General features: G+C 37.9%; 13 protein-coding genes. All 13 read right to left on the bottom strand.

Annotation, left to right across the window (positions count from 1 at the left end):
- Nucleotides 1-30: 30 nt before the first annotated feature.
- A complete protein-coding gene (locus HCG69_RS14320; RefSeq protein WP_221650595.1) occupies nt 31-1,983 on the bottom strand; it encodes a GDSL-type esterase/lipase family protein in 1,953 nt (650 codons plus the stop codon).
- A 218-nt stretch (nt 1,984-2,201) separates the two neighbouring features.
- Nucleotides 2,202-4,085: a GxGYxYP domain-containing protein gene (locus HCG69_RS14315; protein ID WP_221650594.1), complete on the bottom strand. Its 1,884-nt coding sequence runs from the start codon at nt 4,083-4,085 to the stop codon at nt 2,202-2,204.
- 14 nt (nt 4,086-4,099) lie between these two features.
- A complete protein-coding gene (locus HCG69_RS14310; protein ID WP_221650593.1) occupies nt 4,100-6,634 on the bottom strand; it encodes an alpha-L-arabinofuranosidase C-terminal domain-containing protein in 2,535 nt (844 codons plus the stop codon).
- Nucleotides 6,635-6,637: 3 nt separating this feature from the next.
- Nucleotides 6,638-9,151: a glutaminase family protein gene (locus HCG69_RS14305; RefSeq protein WP_221650592.1), complete on the bottom strand. Its 2,514-nt coding sequence runs from the start codon at nt 9,149-9,151 to the stop codon at nt 6,638-6,640.
- A 19-nt stretch (nt 9,152-9,170) separates the two neighbouring features.
- Nucleotides 9,171-10,046, bottom strand: a complete 876-nt coding sequence (locus HCG69_RS14300) for a hypothetical protein (RefSeq protein WP_221650591.1) — start codon at nt 10,044-10,046, stop codon at nt 9,171-9,173.
- The gene (locus HCG69_RS14295; protein WP_002559505.1) at nt 10,039-12,018 is read right to left on the bottom strand and encodes a GxGYxYP domain-containing protein; all 1,980 of its coding nucleotides are present in this window, start codon (nt 12,016-12,018) and stop codon (nt 10,039-10,041) included. Before HCG69_RS14295 ends, HCG69_RS14300 begins: the two co-directional genes overlap by 8 nt.
- Before the next feature lie 12 nt (nt 12,019-12,030).
- On the bottom strand, nt 12,031-12,813 hold the full coding sequence (locus HCG69_RS14290) for a DUF3823 domain-containing protein (RefSeq protein WP_221650590.1): 783 nt from the start codon (nt 12,811-12,813) through the stop codon (nt 12,031-12,033).
- A 14-nt stretch (nt 12,814-12,827) separates the two neighbouring features.
- Nucleotides 12,828-14,627, bottom strand: a complete 1,800-nt coding sequence (locus HCG69_RS14285; RefSeq protein WP_221650589.1) for a RagB/SusD family nutrient uptake outer membrane protein — start codon at nt 14,625-14,627, stop codon at nt 12,828-12,830.
- A gap of 11 nt (nt 14,628-14,638) precedes the next feature.
- Nucleotides 14,639-17,782, bottom strand: coding sequence for a TonB-dependent receptor (locus tag HCG69_RS14280; RefSeq protein WP_221650588.1), 3,144 nt, complete (start codon nt 17,780-17,782; stop codon nt 14,639-14,641).
- Nucleotides 17,783-17,898: 116 nt separating this feature from the next.
- On the bottom strand, nt 17,899-19,188 hold the full coding sequence (locus HCG69_RS14275) for a T9SS type A sorting domain-containing protein (RefSeq protein ID WP_122200916.1): 1,290 nt from the start codon (nt 19,186-19,188) through the stop codon (nt 17,899-17,901).
- A 31-nt stretch (nt 19,189-19,219) separates the two neighbouring features.
- Nucleotides 19,220-21,475 (bottom strand): GH92 family glycosyl hydrolase, encoded by a 2,256-nt coding sequence (locus HCG69_RS14270; protein ID WP_002559499.1) that lies wholly within the window; start codon nt 21,473-21,475, stop codon nt 19,220-19,222.
- A 6-nt stretch (nt 21,476-21,481) separates the two neighbouring features.
- Complete coding sequence (locus HCG69_RS14265) at nt 21,482-21,784, bottom strand: hypothetical protein (RefSeq protein ID WP_221650587.1); 303 nt, start codon at nt 21,782-21,784, stop codon at nt 21,482-21,484.
- 147 nt (nt 21,785-21,931) lie between these two features.
- Nucleotides 21,932-24,421: a GxGYxYP domain-containing protein gene (locus HCG69_RS14260; RefSeq protein WP_370634153.1), complete on the bottom strand. Its 2,490-nt coding sequence runs from the start codon at nt 24,419-24,421 to the stop codon at nt 21,932-21,934.
- Nucleotides 24,422-24,562 lie beyond the last annotated feature (141 nt).

Raw genomic sequence — 24,562 nt, 5'->3', positions numbered from 1 at the left:
TATATTATTTTATTATTCATAAAACTCATTTCATTTTTTGACGATACGTATTGTTTGCATCTGAGTTCCCGTAACTAACTTACAAAGATAAACTCCATCAGAAAATCCTCTCAGATCAATTTCGTGTGTGTGAATTCCGGTTTCCTGATTCTTACTATAATTCAGCATAGTACGTCCTTCTATACTGTATAAAGTAATATCTACCAAGCCTGGCTCGGAAAGTTCGTAATACAAAGTAGTCCGGTCAGCAGTTATCGCCGGAGTACAATAAGCTTTCTTCATACTGTCTACAGTTCTTATAGAAGTAATCTCTCCTTCTGTTACAACTCCTTTCACTGTGACGCCATAAAGACAAATTGATTTCCGATTGGATTTACTGCTATACCAGGGATATACACGTAAATAAAGTGTTTCTTCTCCTTGAAGTTCTATAATCTCTTTCAGAGAAATGGGATACATAGTATTGGATACATTAGAGGGACGGTTACTTATCAGTGTATACTCACCAAATCCCGGATCTTTAGAACACATTACCCGGAAACACATACCATTACCACCAGAACCACCGGCATACAACCCGATAGAGTCGATATTGAAAGTAGTTCCTGCATTGGCAGTTACAGAAAATTCAATATAACGACTATAGTTTACATCGATTTCATTCTCCGGCCAGTCATCACCTTCAATAATGTTTCGTTGTGTTTTTGTCTCCGGATCTACCAATCCATCCATCCAGATAGTCGGATTACCCGGTTTAGCATAACGATCAGCGTACATCTGGCTAAAAACCTCTTCTGCAGCCAATATCGGACCGGTAACAACCGCCTTGGTATCCTGATTTAACTGCCAATAAGCCTGAGCTTCTACTCCGCCCTCAAAAGAGACTCCCTCACCAGTCAGAGTTGCAGTTTTAGTACTTGTACCGTTACTCACAGTTAGCGTCCCGCTTTTTACACCTTTCTCTGTTGGCAGGAATTTTACATAAACAGAAGTCATGGGCAGGTTTCCATTTTCATACCCAATCTCTGCTACAGAAGCAAAACCTCTGATAGCATTCAAAGAGATTTCAAATCCCTCTGAAGCAGAGACTGTTACTTTACCGCTACCCGGTGTTAAATCAATGCCACTGATTGAAAAGGCATACACAGAACCTGCATTCAGATAACTCTTTCCAAAATGATGAGTCGTCGGATTAATCAATACATCCGGATTGGCATTAAAATACTCTGTCAATAATCCTTTTGCCACCAGTCCTTGTACAGCCAGACGAGCGTAAAGAGTGGCTCCGTATTCTCCGATATGGGTACCATCTCCTACATTATATATAAGTTCTTTTGCTTTCTCCTCTCCGTATTCATCGCAGATTTCACGTGTCAGAGCAGTATGATCCACCAATGGACAATTCAGTTCCCGGGCAACCTCTTTCATGGCAGCTACATAATCCAGATCTTTGCCGGAAGACATTATTACATCGGCTCCTAAGTTATGAGCTCCTTTATCCGTTATTTTATTTCCACTGAAATAACCACGTACAATAGGAGTAAACAAAATTGGATTAGCCCCCAATTCTCTAACTTCATTTACATACTTTCTCAAATACTCCTGATAGGTAGTCCATGGGTAAGTTCCGACTTCTCCATCCGCTCCTGCATGCTTTTCATCGTTGTGCCCGAATTGGATAATAACATAATCTCCCTCTTTAATCTGTGGTTTTACAGTTGTCCAGAAGCGGCTCTCTTCATAAAATGTTTTAGAACTTGTTCCACTCTTAGCACGGTTATTCAGTGTAGCACCGTTAACCATAAACTGTGGGAGCACCTGAGGCCATCCCCGTTGGCCGTTAGTATTAACAGAAGGGTCAGTTGATTTCTCTTCCATCGTAGAATCGCCGATGGTATGAACTGTCGGGGCTTGCGCAAAAGCAGAAGCAAGCCCAAGGCTGCAAACAGCAGCCAGAAGAAAAGATTTGAATTCGTTTTTCATGATTGATATGAATTGTTTTTCGAAAGACAAAGCTAATGCAAGCCTTTTCTTTTTTATTGCACATTCTATTCAATCTCCCGATTGAACAAATTGTGCAATAAAATCGAATAACAATCGATATCCAACCAATCAATTTTTCCACATTACGATCAAAAAGCACCACACAAAATACTTATATACAATATTTTGTATTGCTTTCAGACAAACTCAAACAGTTTTTATTCTATCACTGAATCATGTTCTTTCAGATAAATACGTAACAGTTCGAAAAACGCAGGAGCATCCAACAATATAATATTCTCATCCTGTGCTTTCACCTCATCCATCACTTCACAATACCAGGTAGGTTGCTTCAGAATATTACGAAACCAATGAAAAGGTAATGCCGAACGCTCTTTCACACGTTCTACGATTCTTTTGGCTGCAACTTTCGGATCATCGTCATTGATGTCCCAATCGGCACGAATCACCGGCATATCTCCATGCATCAATGCCATAGGAGCTTTTTGCGGAACGATACCATTCGGACTGAAAGAAGCATAACAGTCCAACCCTTGCCGGTTCAAACCAGGCGCCTCTCCGTCTATTACAAATCCGGTAATGGTCAATCCCCATTTATCATAATACCGCCTGCAATGTTTTGCCCACACCGATAATCCCGAAGGAAGTCCAGACAATTCACGAGGTTCTTGCAACATGCCCGGCATTATATATCCCGCACCATTATCGGCCGAAGCAAAATAATCATTTGAGGTAGCCGTTGTACGGAAGTTATGCATAATATGCGGTACACGTTCGGCCAATACAGGACTGATACACCACATCAATGGTAATTTTCCCCGGTTAGGATCATCCCAGATAGAAGGTGTGCGTTGTGATATCCATGCGGAAGCATCATAATCGCCGACATAAAAAATAATAAAATTCCTGCCGTCCACATTTACTTTACCATCTGCTGTTAGTAATCCTCTTTTTTGTAGTTCTTTATGAGAAATCCATGGTTGGGAATACTTCTTCTCCGTAGGGAAGTGCTGCCAAAAAGAAGCATTTGCCAAAGCTCCATACCCAATGGCATCTGCATCCTTAAAGGCATTGTAAGCACTGATAACACGGCTGAATTCCCATTCAGTGGGAACATCGTCATGAATACCCGAAGCATGCATTGTATATTTATAAGCCCAGGAAGGGAAACCTCCGATATAACACATCCTTTCATTTTTATTCTGTTGGTAAGCTAACAACAGCATTTCTTTTAATGTATTCAAATCTGCACCTATCGGTTGAGCCGGTTCGTCAGTAGCAGGTTCATCTCCCCAGGGAGATAAATCGAAGAAAAAAGCCTTCTTACTGACAAAAAAATCATGATTACTCAAAGTATGATGATTTCTTACGGTGGCAAAAGGTTTTTGTTTCCAATATTGATCAATATAATAAGCCGCAAATTCCGTATTGCATTTACCGGTTTTCATATATTTTTCTATAAACCATACATAAGGATCATTTTTCAAGGATCCGGTAGACATACGTTCTGTATCTGGAATTTTAGTTCCTTTTTTACCGGTAAACATAGAGGTTCCATCCGGATTCAGTAACCAGATTTTCACTGGAAGTTTAGGACCGTTTAATATTAAACGGCTATATAAACTTCCCGGAGTGACATCATAACGAATAGCTACCAAATTTTCGATACCTGCTACAGATGAAGCAACATTACTGGTAGACGGTACATGTCCATCATATACCACCACTCCATTAATATAAGATGCATATGCAGTGAACAACTCTTCCATCGTTTGGAACTTTTGTGTGTCACGCCCATATAACCACTCTCCTTTCCGAGCATATTTATTCCACCAATAAGCATCAATATCATTTGTACCTTCCATCACAAAATAAACATATAAACGAGGAGTTTCTCTATTTACTATTCCTTGCAGAGTAGATACAGCATGAACATCATCCCAAGCCACGTTAAGTCCTTCCAAAGTTTTCAAATCAGTTTGAAGTGTATAACGCAAATCATAAACACCAATTTTATCTTTGGCAAAACCTGTGTTTACAACTAATAAAAATGCAACTAATATTTTAAAATATTTATTCATTACTATTTGATTTATTATTTATTTTCACACGGTATTCTCAATATAGTTAGCGAATTGGCCTGACAATTCACATTAAATGTACTACCAACTCCTAACAGTTCGGAAACTTTAGGAACAACCTTCAACGGATCACTAAAACTATTCTCTTCAAATCTGTCGTCTGCTCCTAATACGATTTTAGTTCCTTTCGAAGCTATATCCCTCGCATTATCCAGTTGCAATCTAACTTTCCAGTTCTCGGTCTCTGCATTTACCAATTTAACAATAACTTCATTCCGCTCTCTGTCATAACCCGATACAACATAATGTTTCTTCTTAGGAGCATAAGTATATTCATATTGTAGTTCATCATTAAGAAAACATTTCCAATGAGCACCTTCGATTTCGATTCTTACCGTATACCACTGATGCGCCTTGATAGACGTAGTATTACGATAATCAAATAAAGAGATAGAGCCTTCATCATTCACCTCACGAAAAATAACCGACTCATTGGTATGACTTCCCATATCTGCCATAAAATAATTATTAGGATCTGTTCCACCAAACACAATTCTGAATCCTTCCGTTCCGGATATTTTTTTAGCTTTTAATTCAATTGTACAATCTTCAAACTCCCTGTTTTTAAGAATTGCAAAAGCATCTATTCCCTTCTGACTCTGAAGCAAAAGATCTCCCTGTGTTTTCCAATCTCCACGAATAATATTCCATTTATTCACAAAATCGTCCCATCCGGAAGTATACATTTCTTCACCGTTTACAATAATTTTCAGGTCTTTAAATTGAACTTCTGTATTATTTGTTCCCAAACCAATGAATCCTTTCGTCCGGAATGACGATTCAGGAAAAGCAAGTTTCAAATCCGTATGCAGATTCACATCCGGACGATTCTCGGAAAACATTTTCAATACATAATAATTAGTACGGCCATAAACAGAATCATTTTTCAACACCAGCAAATGATCTCTTCCGTGGGCTGCATTCTCAATCAGTGGGGCATAAGACACCATTTGAACTTTATCCGCATTCCTTTCCACTCCTGTCAGATAAGCTGCTTCTGCCAAAGATGAATAGAGAGAAGGCCTACCGATAGCTGCATATTCTCCTACATAGATTTTATACGGAGTATCATCGGGTAATTTATCATAAACATCTGCATTATTATAGAACCAACCGGCCGTTTCATAATAATGTGGATCTAATATCTCTATTTTCTCTGCATCCTGAATATAAGGGCTGAACATGAGTGCGCATATGACCTCTATCTGAGGATATTTTTCTTTGATTGCTTTATAAAAGCGATTATAGTTTTCCACATAACGAAGGCCCATATTTTCGTTTCCTACCTCTACATACTTTAATGGAAAAGGTTTCGCATGTCCATTCTCTGCTCTCTTTTTTCCGTAAACAGTGGTAGTGTCACCTAACGCATACTCAATAGCATCCAAAGCTTCCTGAATCAAATCATTTATCTGCTTCTCTCCCTCCCAGTAATCTCCATTCCGAAACAGACAAGACATACCGGCATTACAGACAAACATACCTTTGGCATTAATATCTTCACAGAACTGCAAAAACTCATGATACCCGAACCCATACGTACTGCGATAGCCCCACAAGTTATATTCTCCCGGGCGCTTGATGATATCTCCTATCGTTTCTTTCCATTTGACGCGGTTGTCCATTGTTAAACCTTCGACTATACATCCACCCGGCCAACGAACAAAATCGGGATGCAATGCTTCAAGCATTTGGGCAACATCTTCTCTCAACCCATTCTTATGCCCACGAAAAGTATTCTCAGGAAACATAGATACAAAATCAATGTATACTTTCCCTCTATGAGGCAACAATAAGGCAAAACGAAGATCGTTTGCTGTTGTATCGACAACAAAAGTTCCTTCATAACGATTCCAGGAACCAACTTTTCCCACCTGAAAATCCTTAGAAGCTACAATTTGTTCCTCACTATCCAGAAGGACAGCTTTCACAACAGCATTTTCCAATTCTTTCGTAAACAAATGAAACTGAAAATTATACTTTTGTCCTTTAGTAACAGCTATCCCCCAATAACCGGTATTAATAACCAGTACATCAGATCCCGATTCATCCAAATTTATAAATAAGGAGTGGGGAGTGGCACTATTCAAAGGTCTATCCTCCGTTATTTTATAAGAAGGAGTAGTTGTACCGGAAACGCACTTCACTTCCCATCCTTCCATAAAAAGTGAATCACCCCATACAATACTAAAATGATTGATGGAATCATTGGAATAACAATGCAAGGGTTTTGCAACGGCTCTCCCCTCTTTCAATATTGTACCAGAAGGTAAAGTACCATCTTCAAAGCCACGATTCCTTATCATTTCCGCATATAAGCCTCCATCGCCAGAATGAGTGATTTCTTCAAAGAAGATGCCATATAATGAAGAAGGGATCGCTGCCTCTTCACGTGACAAATCAATTGTTACTACATCGACAGGCTGATTGCAGGACAGCAAAGTAATCAAGCCTCCAAGCTGTAGTATTTTATTTATCCATGCTTTCATACTTTATTTCCTTTTATTCTTTAGATAATAATCCAGTGATTTCATAAAAACACCTCCGACAACCGAGCGTGCACGAAAATTAATATAATCAGCATTCAACGTTTCATACCAATCGCCTAAAGGGACTCTTGAGGAAGTTTCATTCACATATTTCCAAAGCGGGCGTATCAATTCCTGAAAATCACTTTCCGAATCAGCCATAGTAGCACTCCATACCGTATCGTCTGTTTTTCCCCACGTGAAACGATAATCTAAAGGTAATCCGTATTTATTCTGATTTTTTAAATAGAAAGCAACTTCTTTCTTCATTATCTCATCCGGCAATATATTTAACCCCAAAGTTTTGTCCCACACAAAATTATACTTCTGACTCCAAGTATCCGGTTTATCAAATGACAACCGATAATGATCTCCATCGTTAGCTTTCTGCTCCCATTCAACGGCCATTTTTTTAGCCATTTCGGTATATTTTTTAGCCTCCGGTTTATTCAACATTTCAGCCAGGCGACCATAACCTGCAATAGCCATAATAGCCTTAGCCGACAAATTTGCATTATGTGCCAGATGACCCGCAAAATCTTCGGTACACAACTGATTCTCCGGATCCAATCCCTCTTCTGCCAGATAGTTACTCCAGATGGTCAATGTTTCCCAATGTTTTGCTGCATAGTCTGCGTTCCCATCGGCAATGGCAATTGCGGTTGTCATTATCAACATATTCCCTGTCTCTTCCACAGGCATGTCCTCCTGATAAGTTTGTCCGTTTGCTAATGGATATGTGCCAATATCATGTGCAGCAAAAGGTTTTGTCCAACGACCGGACTCACTATAATCGAAAATAAAATTCAGCATAGCTTTCATTATTTCCGTATTATATCGGATAAAAACAGGACAAGAAGGATATGTCACATCCACTGTACCGATAGACCCATTGCTGTTATTCTCTTTGGAAAAGAAAAATAATTCATCATCAGGGCCCGAAACTAATTTATGGGCAGCTACTGCCTGGCGATAAGAGACAGCACATAGTTCAGCATACTGTTGTCCGCCAGCTTCAACAGCGTCTTCCATTACTTTACGATCCCATGCATCACATTTCTGTATTGTTTTTGCATAATTCTTCCGGGCATCAGCCAATGCAGCCTCCATCATTGGATATTTTTTCTTCCAATATGCTTTCAGATTTTTACCAAAGTATTGTATGGAAGCAATATCATCATAGCCAATCATCAGATATCCTTCTGCTTTTTGATTCTTTACACTACCCAAATTCTCGCTATATGCCAAAAGTATTTCTTCCCTGTCTAAGCGTACAGATGTTCGAGTAGTTTTAATATCTGGTAGTATTCCTTTTTCAACAAAACTCCCTTGAATAAAATCTGGAGCTCCCATAGATATTTCAGAAAATTCCGATTGTTTACCTGCCAGATAGAAGTATCCCCAGTCTATACAAATAATATCCCCGCTTTTACCTAAAACATTCTGCTCTAAAGTGCCCGTTTTTAAAATACGAATACCAGAAGATTGATAACTCTCCACACTTACCTCCTGTTCCAGACTGTTAACAGTCCATTGGGGAGTTGCAGAGAAATAAATCTGTACATCATGTGTATGTTTATCTAACGACTGTACTTCATAACTAATATAATTCACCGGACTACTCAATAAATCCAAATCATTCAGAACCAGTGGACTCGTAAATTTCAGATTTAATTGTACCGGACCACAATAAAAAGAATAATAAGTTTGGGTAGGTAATACATTCACCTTTATTTGTTCGGCCTCCATACTGAAAAAAGACCCTATTTCATCCTCGGTAAAAAGACCAAAATCAACATAAGCTCCTCCCTTTGTATTGTGGCAATGAGCTGCAATAAGATTATCTTCTGGCATCAGAGATTTCACTTGTTCTGCATCCAAAGGTTGTATCACATAATTTTTCCAACTATACCCTGTACTCACCAACATTTGTCCATTCAGATACAGCTCAAAAATATCATCATGTGAATAAACCAGATATAACTTTTTCTTTGTGACATTCTTATTATCAATCGAAAACCTCCGACGTATCCAAATGTCGCCCTGATTCCATCCGGTTTTAACATTAGGCATATCAGCACTTCCAAATGCTCCTATACCTTCCTGCCATTCTGCATCATTATATTCTTTTTTATACCAATCGGCATAAGGTAATATATTCGTATATTTGGCTTGCCATTCTTCGTCACGGGCATCTTTCAATATTGCTCTTAAAGTCTGTTTATCTTTTCCCATAAAACGATAGCATTTACCATCTACCCTTAAAACACCTACCAAAGGATGTTCTGTTCCTGTCCAATGCCTGACATCATCTTCATATAATTCATCAGTATGTGACCAAGCTGAGATATAAGGATCGATTGTAATCAAAGGATAGGCAGAAGCTCTTAAATTAGAAGTTGGTATTTCCTTTTTATTCCCGGCTTCCACAAAAAAAGATAAAAAACTTAATAGCAAAAGCAAAATATTTTGTTTCATGGTAATGTTTTTCGTTTGGTCATTCTGTCACTAATATTTTCTTCACAATTATTTCTCCATTATCTCTTGTTATCCGAACAATGTAAAATCCGGGAGTAACAGATACGAACTCTGAATAATCAGTAGACAGCAATTCTTCCACTTTTAATCCTTCTGATGAATAAACCTCAACTTTACCTATCGGTGTTGCAGCATTTATTCTAAAACCGAATTTATCACTAAAAACAGATAGATTTTCCTCCTCTACGTTCACAACAGAAGTTATATTACTTTTATCCAAATAAACATTAGCTACAATTGCATTATTTCCACGCCAAACCATTTTCAGACGGTGTTTACCAGACAGTACTCCAAAAGTTCCTTTACTAAATTTATATTTCATCAAAGATCCTGTACGAACCAGCTCTACACTTGTAAAAGGAAGCAATTCATTTGCACCAAACGTTTTTAGACAAGCTGAATGGTTTCTCCACCGGACATACACAGCATGAGAACCGGTAATATTCACATTTAATGAAGCAGATACTTCTTTATATTCTCCTTCTTTGGTTTGTTCCACAGGTATAGATGCTACAGGAACTGCAGTATCTTCTATATAAATATCAAAGAAACCATCTTCACAATATTCAGGATTGGTATATTCAATCATAAACTGATTATACAAACCATATCTTGCATTACCAAAATCAATATCTCTGATACGTATTCGCGTTCCCGAACTAGTGTTAATTATAGATTCGGTCTTTCCATCATACTTAGCTCCTTCTGCCCCCTTATCTACGATAACGACCTGATAAAGTCCTCCCCCCTTGGCCGGAATACGAATATTACCGGCATACGTAGACGTTACAATAATGAATAAAGGCAGAACTAAAAACAGAAAGAATTTATTCATGTTTGCCTCCTCCATTTTTTTCAATATATTCTTTTAATGTAGCACAAAGATCCATTGGTAATAAAAATTCATAAGTATTCGGCAAATAACTTTCAACACGCTGTAATTCACGAATTAACCGTTCATACCCTTCTGCTCCACCATAATTGGCCGCAATCAGATAAACATTCCGGAAGACAGGCTTTTGCCCATTGGGCTTTACACTTATCAAATCTTTATATACATCGCCCTCTTCCCAGCAATGTGCTCCTTGCAGAATACAAACAATGCCTTCGTCGTCTTTACCAACCTCATAACGTTCTTTGTTGTTTTCAAAACCATCAAAAACACCCTGCAAGCCACAGGTCTTCATATATCTACCAAAACGTTCTTTATTGGTTGTATTCCACAAACAAGCTGTATGAAAACCGGCCGTGTCCATCCATTTTTGATTTATATCCAACCATTTTTCATAATTATTTTCATTATATTTATCACCATAAATAAACTGAAATCCGGAAGGTCCTGCCACTAATTCATCATTCGGAGTCAGATTCTTATAAAAATACTCCAATAAAACAGGATTCAACTCCTGCAAAGATGCAGCCATTGTCATACCTACCGGGACCTTTCCCCTACATCTGGCATTCTTAAACATATTGTACATCTGATTAGAGTCAAACTGCACATTATCTCCGTCACTCCATATAAGGCTTACATAGATTTTACCGGGTAATGCTTCTACAGCCTGCCCCTTGCGCTGTTGAAATGCTTTTCGTGGGAACGAACACCAAAAGCTCCCGTTTGCGTAATAATCACTGACCATAAATCCCACATTATGGGGATTGGTGGCATTATTCAGAGCATCTCCATCTTTCCCGGCACCATACCCCATTGTAGAAGAACCCGGTTGATAATTCATTTTCTTACAAATCTTTTGGATCATGGCAAATTCATCAGGTTCCGAATCTTTCAAAAAGAATACAAACCCTTTAGAGGCTACTGCATAATCATAGATTTTCCAGGGGTTGGTTATATAATCACTACGTAAACCGGCAGAAAAACTTAGAGTCTTATGACATCCTTCAGCCAAATTATCAATAGCCCATTGATAAGCCTCCAATTTAGTAGCCCATTTACCGGTAATATCTTCACATTCTATGTTCCAATTCAGTTCATTATTAAAAAAGTCCTTTATCTCCTTAGTCACCGGAATCCCTTTTTGCTGAGCACAGATCATTTGTGCTAAACACCAAGTCCATTCCTTATCCGGATCCCAAAGAACCATTTTTTTAAAACGATCTTTGTACTTATCAACAAGTGTAGCCAATCCTGCATATTTTTCTTTTGAATAATCTCCACGCAAGAGATTCCATGTTTCTCCTTGTTTCCCATAAACATCTTCGAACTGTGTCTGATGATGACCTTCATATACCAAGTAAACTTCGGCATTACTCTGATTCAACACACCTTGAGCAACTGCCGCGGTTATTTTACCATAACTATCATCTCCGCTAACATTAAACACCGAAATCTGATTTAAAGGTACATTCTTATTTTTGAAAAAAAGACCTGTCTGAGGTTGTTTATCGGATTCATAAGAATCGAGATGAGGAAGTTCCTGAGCAATTTTGAAATCTGTTTTAGGTTCTAAAAGCATATCATCCAAATAAAAATCGAATCCGGTCTGTCCAGTTGGTTTCATAATATTGGCCATCTCAACCCAAATACTACTATAGTCTCCCGAGCCGAAATCTATCTCCCCCAAATCTAATGTCAAACCATCACTTGTACCTTTTACACCTTCATCCGTGAAAGATACCGAGTTCTTGGGATCATAAATTACTGATACTTTTGCCTCTTCCATTGGCAGAACTATTGCATTCTCCGAAGGAGAATCAATATCCTCTTCTGTTAGAGGAGCAGACTGTGACATTACTGCCACAGTGCTACTCAAACCAAATGCCAATATTATAGCATACTTTATATTCATATTTTATAATTTTTAATTTTCAGCACTTTCTGCCGGAACAACAATTTCCTTTATCGGACTAAAATTATATCGTTTTTGAGGATTAGCAGTACGTACTCCAATACGTACCCAATATTTCCCCGGATTCAATTTCTTTACATTCTTTTCTACCACTTGGAAAGGTATTCCAGGTTCATAATCGCCACGTTCAAACTCTTTTTTAGCCTTTATAGTATATTTGGTTTCCGAATTATTCATTCCCACATTCGGAGATTTGCTAGAAATAAAAACTTGGGCTTCACTCAAAGTATATAAACCTTCGTCCAATCCTTCCGTATTGATTTCCTTTTCTGTATCTTCAATCGTATACTTAATTTCCAAGTTATTCTGTTTACTACCAACCAGAGTTATTTCATCTATATTCACACGTGCATAAGGTATCACAGAATAATCTAACCGGGTCAGGCGCTTCTTTTCCAAATACACAATCTCCGGTTCGGGAGCATAAAATGCTCCTTCTTTCAAAGTAACCCGATATTTTCCGGCAAAAATCTTCGTATTCAAAAAAGTACCATCATCTTTTCCCCAAAAAAACTGAGATTGAGTATTGGCATGCCCCGCCTCTTCCCAACTTAATTCATAATATTCAACTTTATAGCTATTAGCAGCTTCTGCCTGCAAAGGTTCGTTTGTTTTACGGTCAACAACGGTTCCTTCCAAACCGGAATTCGGAGCTTCATAATTATCATATTCAAAGTATCCACAGGAAGAAAAGAGCAATGCAGACAAACCAAATATATAATATAACTTTTTCATATTCTATTACGTTTTTAATTATAATACGGATTTTGTATCAATTTCTCATTCTTAGCAATTTCCCCGTCAGGAATTCTCTCATAATACATTTTTGTGTGGAATGTATAGTAGTATTTATTGGCATTGGCTTCTTCATATACATATTTCTGTTTGTTAATATCGAAATATGGATACAAAGCTGTATACTGCTTAGCTTCAATCTCTTTATCAGCAATTCTCCAGCGTCTTAAATCCCAGTAAGTATGATTCTCGAAAGCTAACTCAATTCTACGCTCGTGTCTAACCCTGTCAACTGTCAAATCATCCTGAGCAAGTAATTTGATATCAGCACGTTTACGGATATCATTTATCCAGAGCAGGGCATCATCCAAATGTTGTCCCATTTCTACTGCCGCCTCAACACCATTCAAAAGAGCTTCTGCATATCTGAATTCAATCCAATGTTGTTCAGAGTAATTTTCAACTACTTCAGGTTGCGGCATACTTTCATTCAGGTACTTACGCATAAAGAAACCGGTCATATTACCAGAATAATTTCCGCATCCACTTTTCCCTACAATATGATAAACCTTTCCGTCCTTAGCTGTATAAACAGCATTCTCATAATTTGTAGCATTCTCTTTTTTGGTCCCATCTTCTATTATCAATCCCTTCTGAATAGAACAAAGTTCACCTTTGAAATATGCATTCGGATAAATGATAGAACCACCAAAACGAGCATCCATATCTTTAAACAAATCAGAAGGATCATCAAAATAGGAATCTCTCGCCCTTTCTGCAAAATTTGCAGAAGTACCATCTTTGCGCTCAAACATTTCAACAAATTCCAGTGTAGGATTCATATTAGAAGAATACCCATCACCACGGTATTGATAAGGAACAAAATAAACATCCCAACCATGTGCATTTGTATTACGTTGGAAATATTTACAGAAAATATTTTCAGGACTATCTTCGGCAAGGAATAACTCTGCAAAATTCTTCTCTTTGTCCGAATTCTTTTGATACAATGAAAATTTCTTTGATTTTTCAAGTTCTTTTACAGCATTATAAGCCAATTCAAAATAATTATTTGCCAATGCTTTATCAATACCGACCAAACCATTCAAATCAATGTTTCCATACCGTGCAATACTACCGGCATACAGCATAGCGCGAGATTTTAATGCCAAAGCAGCATATTTAGTGACACGTCCTTTTCCCAAAAGTTCTTCATTATCAGGTAGCAAACGAATAGCTTCGTCTAAATCTTCTGCAATAAAATCATAACAATCTTTTTCCGTGTTTCTCGGAACCTTTAACGATTCAATATCACCGATATACTCTTGTGGTTCTTTCAGTATAGGTACTCCACCATATCTTTTTACCATCGCAAAATAGTAGTAAGCCCTGATAAAATAAGCCTCTCCCAACCATGCATCAGCAAGAATCGTATTCTGAAAATTAGATTTATATGCCGGAAATTTCTGCAAGAAGTAATTCACTCGACGAACTTTCCCATAATCCCAACAGCCCCACCAGGTTCCATCACCAATAGTAGCAATATCATCACTGGAACTACACATGGCCTCCCCCGAAACATTCGGTAGACGCCCTTGCCCTTTACCTACTACGTTGAATCCTTGTTGTGTATAACGAAAATCCTCTATCGGCAAATCATAGTAAAGAGTAGTCATATAAGACTTTATTCCCGATTCTGATTTAAAAATCGCATCATCTTGTATAATATTAATTGGTGGTACATCCAGATAATCACAAGAACAAAATGATGTTGCCATCACCAATACTGATATTAATATTTTATTTATTTTCATAGTATTTCAAATTAGAATGCTAAATTCAATCCAAAGTTAAAGTTTCTCATAATTGGATACAGATATCCATAAGTCCCTTCCGGATGCTCGGGATCGACAAAATCCAGATTAGATAATGTAAATAAATTATATCCGCTTGCAAATATCCTCAAACGATCTACCCTAAATTTACGTGTAAAATTCTGTGGTATTGTATAGCCAATTTCCACACTCTTCAATCGTAAATAAGAAGCATCATACGTAGTCTGTTTACATCTTGCATAATTTGTTCCATAAGATCCGGCATCACGGGTTGTCGGCCATTTCCCGGAAATCCAGTTTCCGTTTTCGTCCTGATGATATCTGTCATAAAAATGTGCCAACCCATTTCCACTAAAGCACAACGGGTATTGCAATTGCTCAAAATAGATTACATTAAATCCACCGCCACCCTGAAATAATAAGTTCACATCAAACCCTTTCCAGGCAGCAGTAATAGTAGCTCCAAATGTCATTTTGGGATTTCCGTTATCATTGGAGTGCTCGTATGTATTCGGATAAACATCGTTACCATCGATAATTCCATCTCCATTCCAGTCTTCATATTTCCAGTCACCCGGCAATTGGGTAGCACCACCCTGACCATCCTGAATAGGAGAATGCCAAATGTCGTCCATCGAAGTAAACTGTCCATTAGAACCATAAGTCCATCCCATATCAGCATAACGGTTTGAATACTTATTTCTCCATCGATCATAAGAATTCACAGCATCTCCTTCCTGCAAACGTCTGTTCAGACGACGAGTCAATGCAAAATTTAAATTTACAGAATAATTAAAATCATTAATTCTATTGCGATGCCCCAATACTATTTCAAAACCTTTATATAAATCCTGATTCATGTTTTCTTCAGGTAATTCGGCTCCTAAAGTTCCGGGGATTTCACCACTTCTTTTTGCAAGCAAACCATCTCTGTATCTCCAGAAAAAATCTACCTGTGCTGAAAGTAATCCATCCCAAAGTTCAAGGTCGGTACCAACATTCAATGTTTTTGATTTATACCAAGTTATCAATTCATTTGGAATTCCTCTGAATCCTAAGCCTTTATTGACAACATTACCAAACACATAACTCGCTCCCGGATAATCATATCCAGACAAATATTGATAGGATGAGGAACCATCATCACCCATAACACCATAAGATGCTCTTAACTTCCAATTCGTGATAAAGGATAGTTCATCAAGTTCTTTAATAAATTTTTCCTCAGAAATTCGATATCCAACAGATGCCGACGGGAAAAATCCCCAACGATGCCCCTTAGCAAACTTGGAAGAACCGTCATAACGAAAGCTAACTTCTGCCAAGTATTTAGATTGATAATCATAATTGATACGTCCAACTATACCCATATTTGTTACACGATAAATCTGACCGGCATCTGCATTACCGATTTGCTTTTCCTCAGAACCTGCAAAAAGTTCATCTACAGCATCCATCTCGAAGTTTCTTTTTGCCCACAGATTATCCTCTTCCTTTGCACTTTGTTCGTATAAAAATAGTACTTTAAGATTGTGTTTCTCTGCAAAAAGACGCTCATAATTCAGAGATGCCTGTAATTGATTTTGTGTACCTTCCCATGACTTTCTATAAATAGAAGAAGGAGATGAGTAAATTTGAGAATTATAAACATCCTTTTCTTTATCATATTTATATAAAGTATATTGTTTCTGGAATTCTTTCTGTTGAGAGTTCTTATAATCAAAACCATACAAGAACTTAGCACTTAATCCTTTCAAAAAAGGAGCATTGTAAGTCAATGAAAATGTAGTATTTAGGGTCCGGTTCACCTTACGTTTATAACCAGATTGATCGGCATCTGTGATCATAAGCGGATTCAGGCCATACATCACGTCATTTGGAAAATTCTCATTATTATTAGCATATGGAGTTTCCGTAGGCTTAAGCATCCAAATAGCTTTAAATTGTTCCCAGGTATCCTTATAAGGTTGATTTTTTTCATCGGACATTACACTTACCAACATTTCCGCTTTCAGATTTTTTGTAACATCAAACCCCAGATTAGAACGAATATTATAACGATGATAATTCAAATCGCCTGTTTTCCAAATGCCGTCTTCTCCATAGTAACCAAAAGAAAGAAAATACTGTGCACGCTCTCCGCTTCCACTTGCTGTTATATTGTGATGTGTTTGTGGAACCAAATTTTTCATAGCCAAATCATACCAATCTGTAGCTCCTTCCCGGCGAAAACGTTCTACATCTTCCTCTGTGAAAGTAGTATTAATACCTCTGCCCATATTTTTATCTGCTTCACGAACAAGTTCAGCATATTGAGAAGCATTTAAAACATCCGGCAGACCGGAAGGATTCTGAAAGCCAAAACTCCCGGTATAATCAATTCTGGTTTTACCGTTTTCTCCTTTACGGGTTGTCACTAATAATACACCATTTGATGCCCGCATACCATAAATAGCAGCAGATGCATCTTTCAATACAGACACACTCTCAATATCATTAGCTTCCAACCGTTGAAAATCAGAGACTTCTCTCACTATCCCATCAATGACTATCAAAGGAGTACCCAAACCACGAATATCCATTTTAGCATCATAACTGCCTGGCTCTCCTGTACGTTGCTGAATACGTACGCCCGGCAATTTACCAGTCAGCATATTCTGAACATTCGAAGTTGGAGTAGCTGTCAGTTCATCTGTACCTACCGTACTGATAGCGCCTGTTAAAGTTGCTTTTTTCTGTGTACCATAACCTACTACTACCACTTCATCTATCATCTGAGTATCTTCACTTAAAGTTACATTTACCACAGTTTTCCCCTTCAGAGCAACATCTTTTGAAGCGAAACCAATCAATGAGAATTTTAATACTGCTTTGTCACTGGATACATTCAAGCTAAAAGTACCATCTATATCAGTTATCGTACCTGTATCTGTTCCTACCAATACGATATTAACCCCTGGTAAAGGATCACCCGCCTGATCTCTCACAACCCCGGAAATCTTCTGCTGCTGATCATTTCCCGCTAAAGCTGTAGCACAACTCACCACAACAAAGAACAAAAGCAGAAAAGAATGAGAGTAGTGAGAAAGCATTGAAACAGCTTTTTCATGTAAAGAAATTGTCTTTTTTTTCATACGTCCTATTAGATTATTGTTATTCAGCCATCACTTTAACAAGCAATTCTAAATTAAAAAAATTAAAAGAGATAGAAAAGAAGGGACCGACTGAGCGTATCCCCTCCTACTTTGATTTATTTCACAACTTTAAATGCCTGAGAAGCTTCGTTTGAAATAACATTGACTACATAAATACCTTTTTCTGTCAAAGAAATATCTTCTGTTGTATTTTCAGCTATCTGTTTAGCCACCAATACACCATTCGTTGTATAAACATAAATCATTTCATTTCCATTCAGACCTTCTGCCCGAATACCTTCCGTAGTCACATAAACGTTATAAGTAGCCTTTTTAATATATTCAATTCCAGTTGTTTTTGTCTGCCATTTAAATATCGGATAAGGAGAAATATTCGAATCTATTTTCCATACCTCATCAAAATCCCAACCCAAATCATCTACATAAAATTCTTCTGTCAATTCCTCTACTGTTTCTCCATTATCAGTATCAGCTCCGGTTCCTTCTGTCACAGATTGACCATTCAACAAAACTGAAGAGTGTGCATAATTGTCAGAAACATCTCCACCATTTCTCTTACCCACAATCCGGTGAGTCACTTCAACCTCCCCTTTAATATCTTTGTTTAAAGACAAACAAGAAGTAACCGTAGCTCCATCATTAGCACCGACAATACCTCCGACGTTTGTTTTACCTTCAATAGTAGAAGTCGAATAACAATACATTACTGTAGCATTCCCAGAACTTACTATTCCACCAACGGCATCTCCGGTCTCACCATCTGTAGATTTAGCCATTACATTGCAATCAATTGTATAACAGTTAGTGATTACAGTAGTACCTGCACATGGTCCAGCGAGTCCACCGGAATTAGAACCGGTTCCAATATTCGAGCAAGAACTGTTGATAATTCCTATTTGCTCAAACGTAGCATTACGAGTAAATCCCGACACAATGCCTAAACGTCCGCCACCAACAACCGTCACATTTTCAAGCAATAGATTTTTAATTGTACCACCGTCGACAACACCAAAAACACTCATATCATGTGCACCGGTATCATCACCATGTTTGGCCATCAAATTAGATATCTTATATCCGTTACCATCAAATGTACCACCAAAACGAGCATCCGAACCATCACCGCTTCCCCATTCGGCTAATGGCCACCAGCCCCCTTCCTTTTCATAAGAGGCAAAATCCAAATCAGCCATCAATTTAAAATAAGCACTACGATTCTCGCGTATGGCATCAAATTGAGCAGGTGTTTCTATTAAATAAGGGTCTGCTTTTTTCCCACTACCTCCAGCATATAAGTTTTCACTTTCCTGTGCCAAAACACCTGAAACCAGCATCATACTGCAAAAACAGGATACAACAATCTTTTTGTAATCATTCTTTTTCATAATACTAAAAATTTAATTATTAATAATACACTTATTTTATAGTGGATTTCGGACGGCAATCCATATCCGCCCCAAATCCCTTATTCGGTTCATTTCCCATTGTAATAACTAATGTTCCACCATTCATTATATCGGCATGAGAGATATAAGATTTATTATACGGTAGATCGTTCAACTTAATAGACTGGATATATTTATTCTCCCTTGAATTGTTTATCGTACTTATTTCAAATATCTTATTTTCTGGTAATTTCAAAGTAACCTTGTCAAAAATCGGCCTACCGAAAACATAGATTCCATTAGAAGGATTGACCGGATAAAAACCTAATGCAGAAAATACATACCAGGAAGACATCTGCCCACAATCCTCATTCCCCTGTAAACCATCCGGTAAATCACTATACATTCGTGACAAGATATAATCTACCTTCTCTGCTGTTTTCCATTGCAGACCGGCATATGCATAAAGATATACTGTATGGTGCCCAGGTTCATTACCATGTGCATATTGCCCGATCAGACCGGAAATATCAGGAGAAGCCTCATCACCCAAATCGGCATTAACTAAAAACAAACTATCCAATTTTGAAACAAATGCATCCTCACCGCCAAACAAAGAAATCAAGCCTTCCACATCATGAGGTACCAGCCAGGTATATTGCCAGCCGTTTCCTTCACAATAAGCATCATTCCGGTGAGTTGAATGAACTGGGTTAAACGGGGTAAGCCAAGAGCCATCCTGATTTTTACCTCTGAAAAAATGTGTCTCCCCATCCCAATATTTTCGATAAGCCAAGGCACGTTTTGAAAAATATTCATAATCTTCCACCTTACCCAGCTTTTGAGCTACCTGTGCTACTCCCCAATCAGCAATAGCATATTCCAACCCCTTGGCCACTGATTCTTTCTCTTTATCTGCAGGAATGTATTCAAGCTTTGTCACATACGATAATCCCTTATAATCAGACATCATTGAAGCCTTCATGGCCTGATAAGCTCGTTCGTAATTGAACCCTTTCACATTCTTCAATATAGCATCTGCTATAACAGGAACTGACTGAATACCAATCATTTCATTTGTATCTGAGCCATACAAATGCCACACCGGTAAACGTTCTTGCTGTTCATAAATAGCCAACATTGAATTAATAAAATCGGGGACACGTCCCGGTTGTATCAATGTATACAACGGATGAGCTGCACGATACGTATCCCACAGTGAGAATACAGTATAATTAGTAAAACCCGGGTCACCATACACATTCTTATCTGTACCTCTATATTCCTTATTATAATCGTTGAACATGGTAGGTTGTATAAAAGCATGATATAAGGCTGTATAAAAAATACGCTTTGCTACCGTATCTGTAGTCGTCACCTGCAACTTGGATAATTCAGCATTCCATTTGGCTGTTGTTTCACCGACAATCCGTTCAAAATTCCAATCCGCTATTTCTTGCTGGATATTAGCTGCTGCATTCTCCATGCTTACCGGAGATATTCCCACTTTCATGTCAAGCTTCTCTACATCAGATGCAACAATTATATTTCCCTTCACATCTACTCCCTGTAAAATGCTTCCTTGTACCGATATTGAATCATGATACAAAGCCAAATGTACCGGTTCGGAGAAAACAGCTGTAAAATAAACCTGCTGCTGTTTAGACCATCCTGTAGAACAACGATACCCTCTGACAGTAGTATCATTCACTTGTTCCAAATAAGTATCAGTAGGACGATCGTCTCCATTAGCATCTTTTAAATTAATCATCACATACTTTTCTGCAATCTTCGGAAAAGTGTATCTATGAAAGGCAACCCGATCTGATGCTGTCAATTCTACTTTTATATGGTGGGTCTCTAATAGTACTTCATAATATCCAGGTAAAGCCTTCTCATTACTTTTAGAATAATAAGAAGCATAACCGGATAATGGATCATCCTGGGTACCCGGCTGTGTACGCACTTTCCCTGTATATGGCATAAACAACAGATCACCAGTATCACTACAGCCAGTTCCATTGAGATGTAAATGTGAAAAACCAATTACAATCGAATCAGAGTAATGATACCCTGAACACCAATCCCACCCTTTATTTATATTATTAGGACCGATCTGTACTGCTCCGAACGGAGTAGCAACTCCTAAAAATGTGTGCCCATGTCCTCCGGTTCCAATATACGGATCCACATAAGCTACTGGTTCCATAACATCTGATTTATCCATGTTACTACAGCCCAAAGTAAACATGAAACAGCTTAATAGTAAAAACTTCTGTAATTTCATCTATGTTTATTTATTTTCGTTACTTAAAGAATAAGGGAAGTCTTTAACATTTTTCCCCCGTTGCATACTCGATGAAGCGTTCATGTCAAAATCAAGAACCACACCATTCAGTAGTCCGTCATGTTTCAGCCAATTATGATTATATTCTTTTCCATCTATTTTCAAAGAAGGTGGATTTCCCGTAGATAACGTAATTTTAGAGAGTGTTCCTACCAACGGATTCACATAGTCCACCGGAAAAAATATCATCGATTTGATAGTTTCCTTTTTTACTATAGATAAGAATACAATTAAAGGAGCTTTTTTCATTATAACATTTTTGTTTGATGCAAAAATAGGTTTCGAAGATTAACAGAAACATTAACAATACATTAATAATCGATGATACAAGCATATGTAAAGCATCTTTTTATTCCAAAAGCATTAACAAAACATTAATGTATTAGTCTTTCTATTTCAATTCACTTTTCCGGTCATTCCTCCAACATTTATAATTCCTTCTATCCGACAATTTGAGTAACAATCAATAATCTTACTATCTTTACTCATGGAGCTGGATATCCCTCCTACACAATCTTTCGCATAGACATTACCTCCCTGTATAGAGCAAGATTTTACCACCGACCTGTAAAGTGGTCCTGTCAGTCCTCCGGCATTCGACCCATGGTCCGATAATCTGTTTTCACATTGACTATTAAGTACACACACCTGTTCTATCTTTGTAGAAAATGTAGCTCCAGTTAGAACCCCTAAACGTCCTTCTCCAATGATCTTACAATTTTCAACCTTCAAGTTTACAATCTCCGCTCCTTCTGTCACTCCAAAAATACTCAGATCATGAGCTTTTCGTTCTACCGACAAATTCCTAATCGAATACCCGCTACCGTCAAAGAAGCCACTAAAACGCTCCAATGCTTTATCTCCACTCCCCCATTCTCCTAAAGGCCACCAACTTTGTCCATCCTCCCGGACATAATCAGAAAAATCAAGATCATTAACTAACTGAAAGCATTGGCTTCTATATCTCCGTATATTATCAAACTGTTGCGGAGTAGAAATAAGAAAAGGATCTTCTCTGCTCCCTGTCCCACCTGCAAAAGGAGCATTTTCCTTTAAATAAATCCGTAAAAGCTCAAAAAAAGACGGTGCATCCAACAAACAGATACTCTTATCCATTTTTTTCATCTCCTCCACCACCTGTACATACCATGTAGGAGATTTTATTATATTTCTAAACCAATGAAAAGGTAATTCTCCCCTTTCTTTTATTCTATTGACAATGGCTATCGCTGCTTCTTTAGGATTAACATCATTAATATCGTAATCCGATCTCAACACGGGCATATTTTTAAAAAGCATACTCAGAGAAGATAGTTTTTGAGGAACAATTCCATTAGGACTAAAAGATTTATAACATTCCATTCCCTCCCAATTTAAACCAGGAGCATAGCCATCGACAATAAAACCAGTAATACTCAATCCCCATTTTTCATAATAAGGTTTACAATGCTCTGCCCACGATTGTAATCCAGAAGGTAATCCTGAAATAGGTCTAGGTTCCTGTAACATTCCGGGACTCAAATATCCGGCTCCATTGTCTGAGGCAACAAAATAATCATTTTTAGTAGCAGTTTTTCTAAAATTATGCAACACATGAGGTACACGCTCCTGTAATACCGGGCTTATAGCCCACATCATCGGAACTTTACCTCTATTAGGATCATCCCAGGTAAGTGAAGTAAATTGGCTCACCCAGGATGAAGCATCATAATCCCCAACATAAAAAATAAGAAAGTTCCTTCCTTTCATGTCAACCTTACCATCTGAAGTCAACAGCCCTCTTTGTTTCAATTCATCATGAGTAACCCATGACTGCAAATACTGTTTGTCTAAAGGGAAATGCTGCCAGAAAGATGCATTTGCCAATGCACCGATTGCAATTGCATCGGCATCTTTAAAAGCATTGTAGGCACTGATAAGACGTAAAAACTCCCACTCAGTAGGAACATCATCATGAATACCTCCGGCATGTTTTGTATATTTAAATGCCCATGAAGGGAAACCACCTATATAACAATACTTTTTCCCTTTATTCTGCTGATAAGCCAACAATAGCATTTCCTTAAGGGTTGCCAGATCAGTTCCGACCTTTTGGAACGGTTCGTCCGTTGCTGGTTCGTCTCCCCATGGTGATAAATCGAAAAAGAAAGCTCGTTTACTAATGAAGAAATCATGATTAGAAAGGGTATGATGATTCCGTACTGTGACACCAGGGTTTTGCTTCCAATATTGATCCAGATAATAAGCGGCATATTCCGTATTACATTTCCCTGTTTTCATATAATTCTCTATATACCAAATGTACGGATCATTTTTTATAGATCCCGTACTATTTCTATTCGTGCCCGGAATCACCCCTAATCCCGTAAACATAACACTTCCATCTTCATTAACTAATCTGTGTTTTATTTTTAATTGGGGACCACCCAGAACCAAGCGACTATACAAACTCTCAGGAGCAGGATCATAACGTATCGGCAAAAGGTCTTCAACACCTGAAACAGCAGAAGCTACGTTACTTGTAGACGGAACTCTTTCATCATAAAGTACCACCCCTTTTACATATCCGGCATAAGCCGATACTAAATCTTCAATAGTATTATAAGTTATTGTTTCTTTTCGATACAACCACTGTCCCTTCTTACGATATTTATTCAGCCAATATTTATCAATATCCAAATGATCACGATCTACAAAAAAAACATACAGTTGTGGAACATCTCGATTGACAATTCCTTGCAAAGCTGAAACGACGTGTACATCGTCCCAAGCTATATCACGTCCTTCAGAAGTTGATAAATCGGTTTCTAAAGTATAATGCAGATCATAAAGCCCGATCACCTCTTGCCCAGCTACCTTATAGCAACCAAACAACAAAAACAGCATTCCATAAACAAAAATATTTTTCATAATATTATTCCCCTATTAAATTTTCCAGCTTTTTGTGCTAACGCCATCAAAGGTTATCTCTACATATTTTAGTTCTCATTTCCCATCAAAAACCATAAACACTGAAAAAGTGAAGGG

Source organism: Bacteroides sp. K03, assembly GCF_019734355.1.
GTDB lineage: Bacteria > Bacteroidota > Bacteroidia > Bacteroidales > Bacteroidaceae > Bacteroides > Bacteroides nordii.
This window is presented reverse-complemented; position numbering and strand designations above follow the sequence as displayed.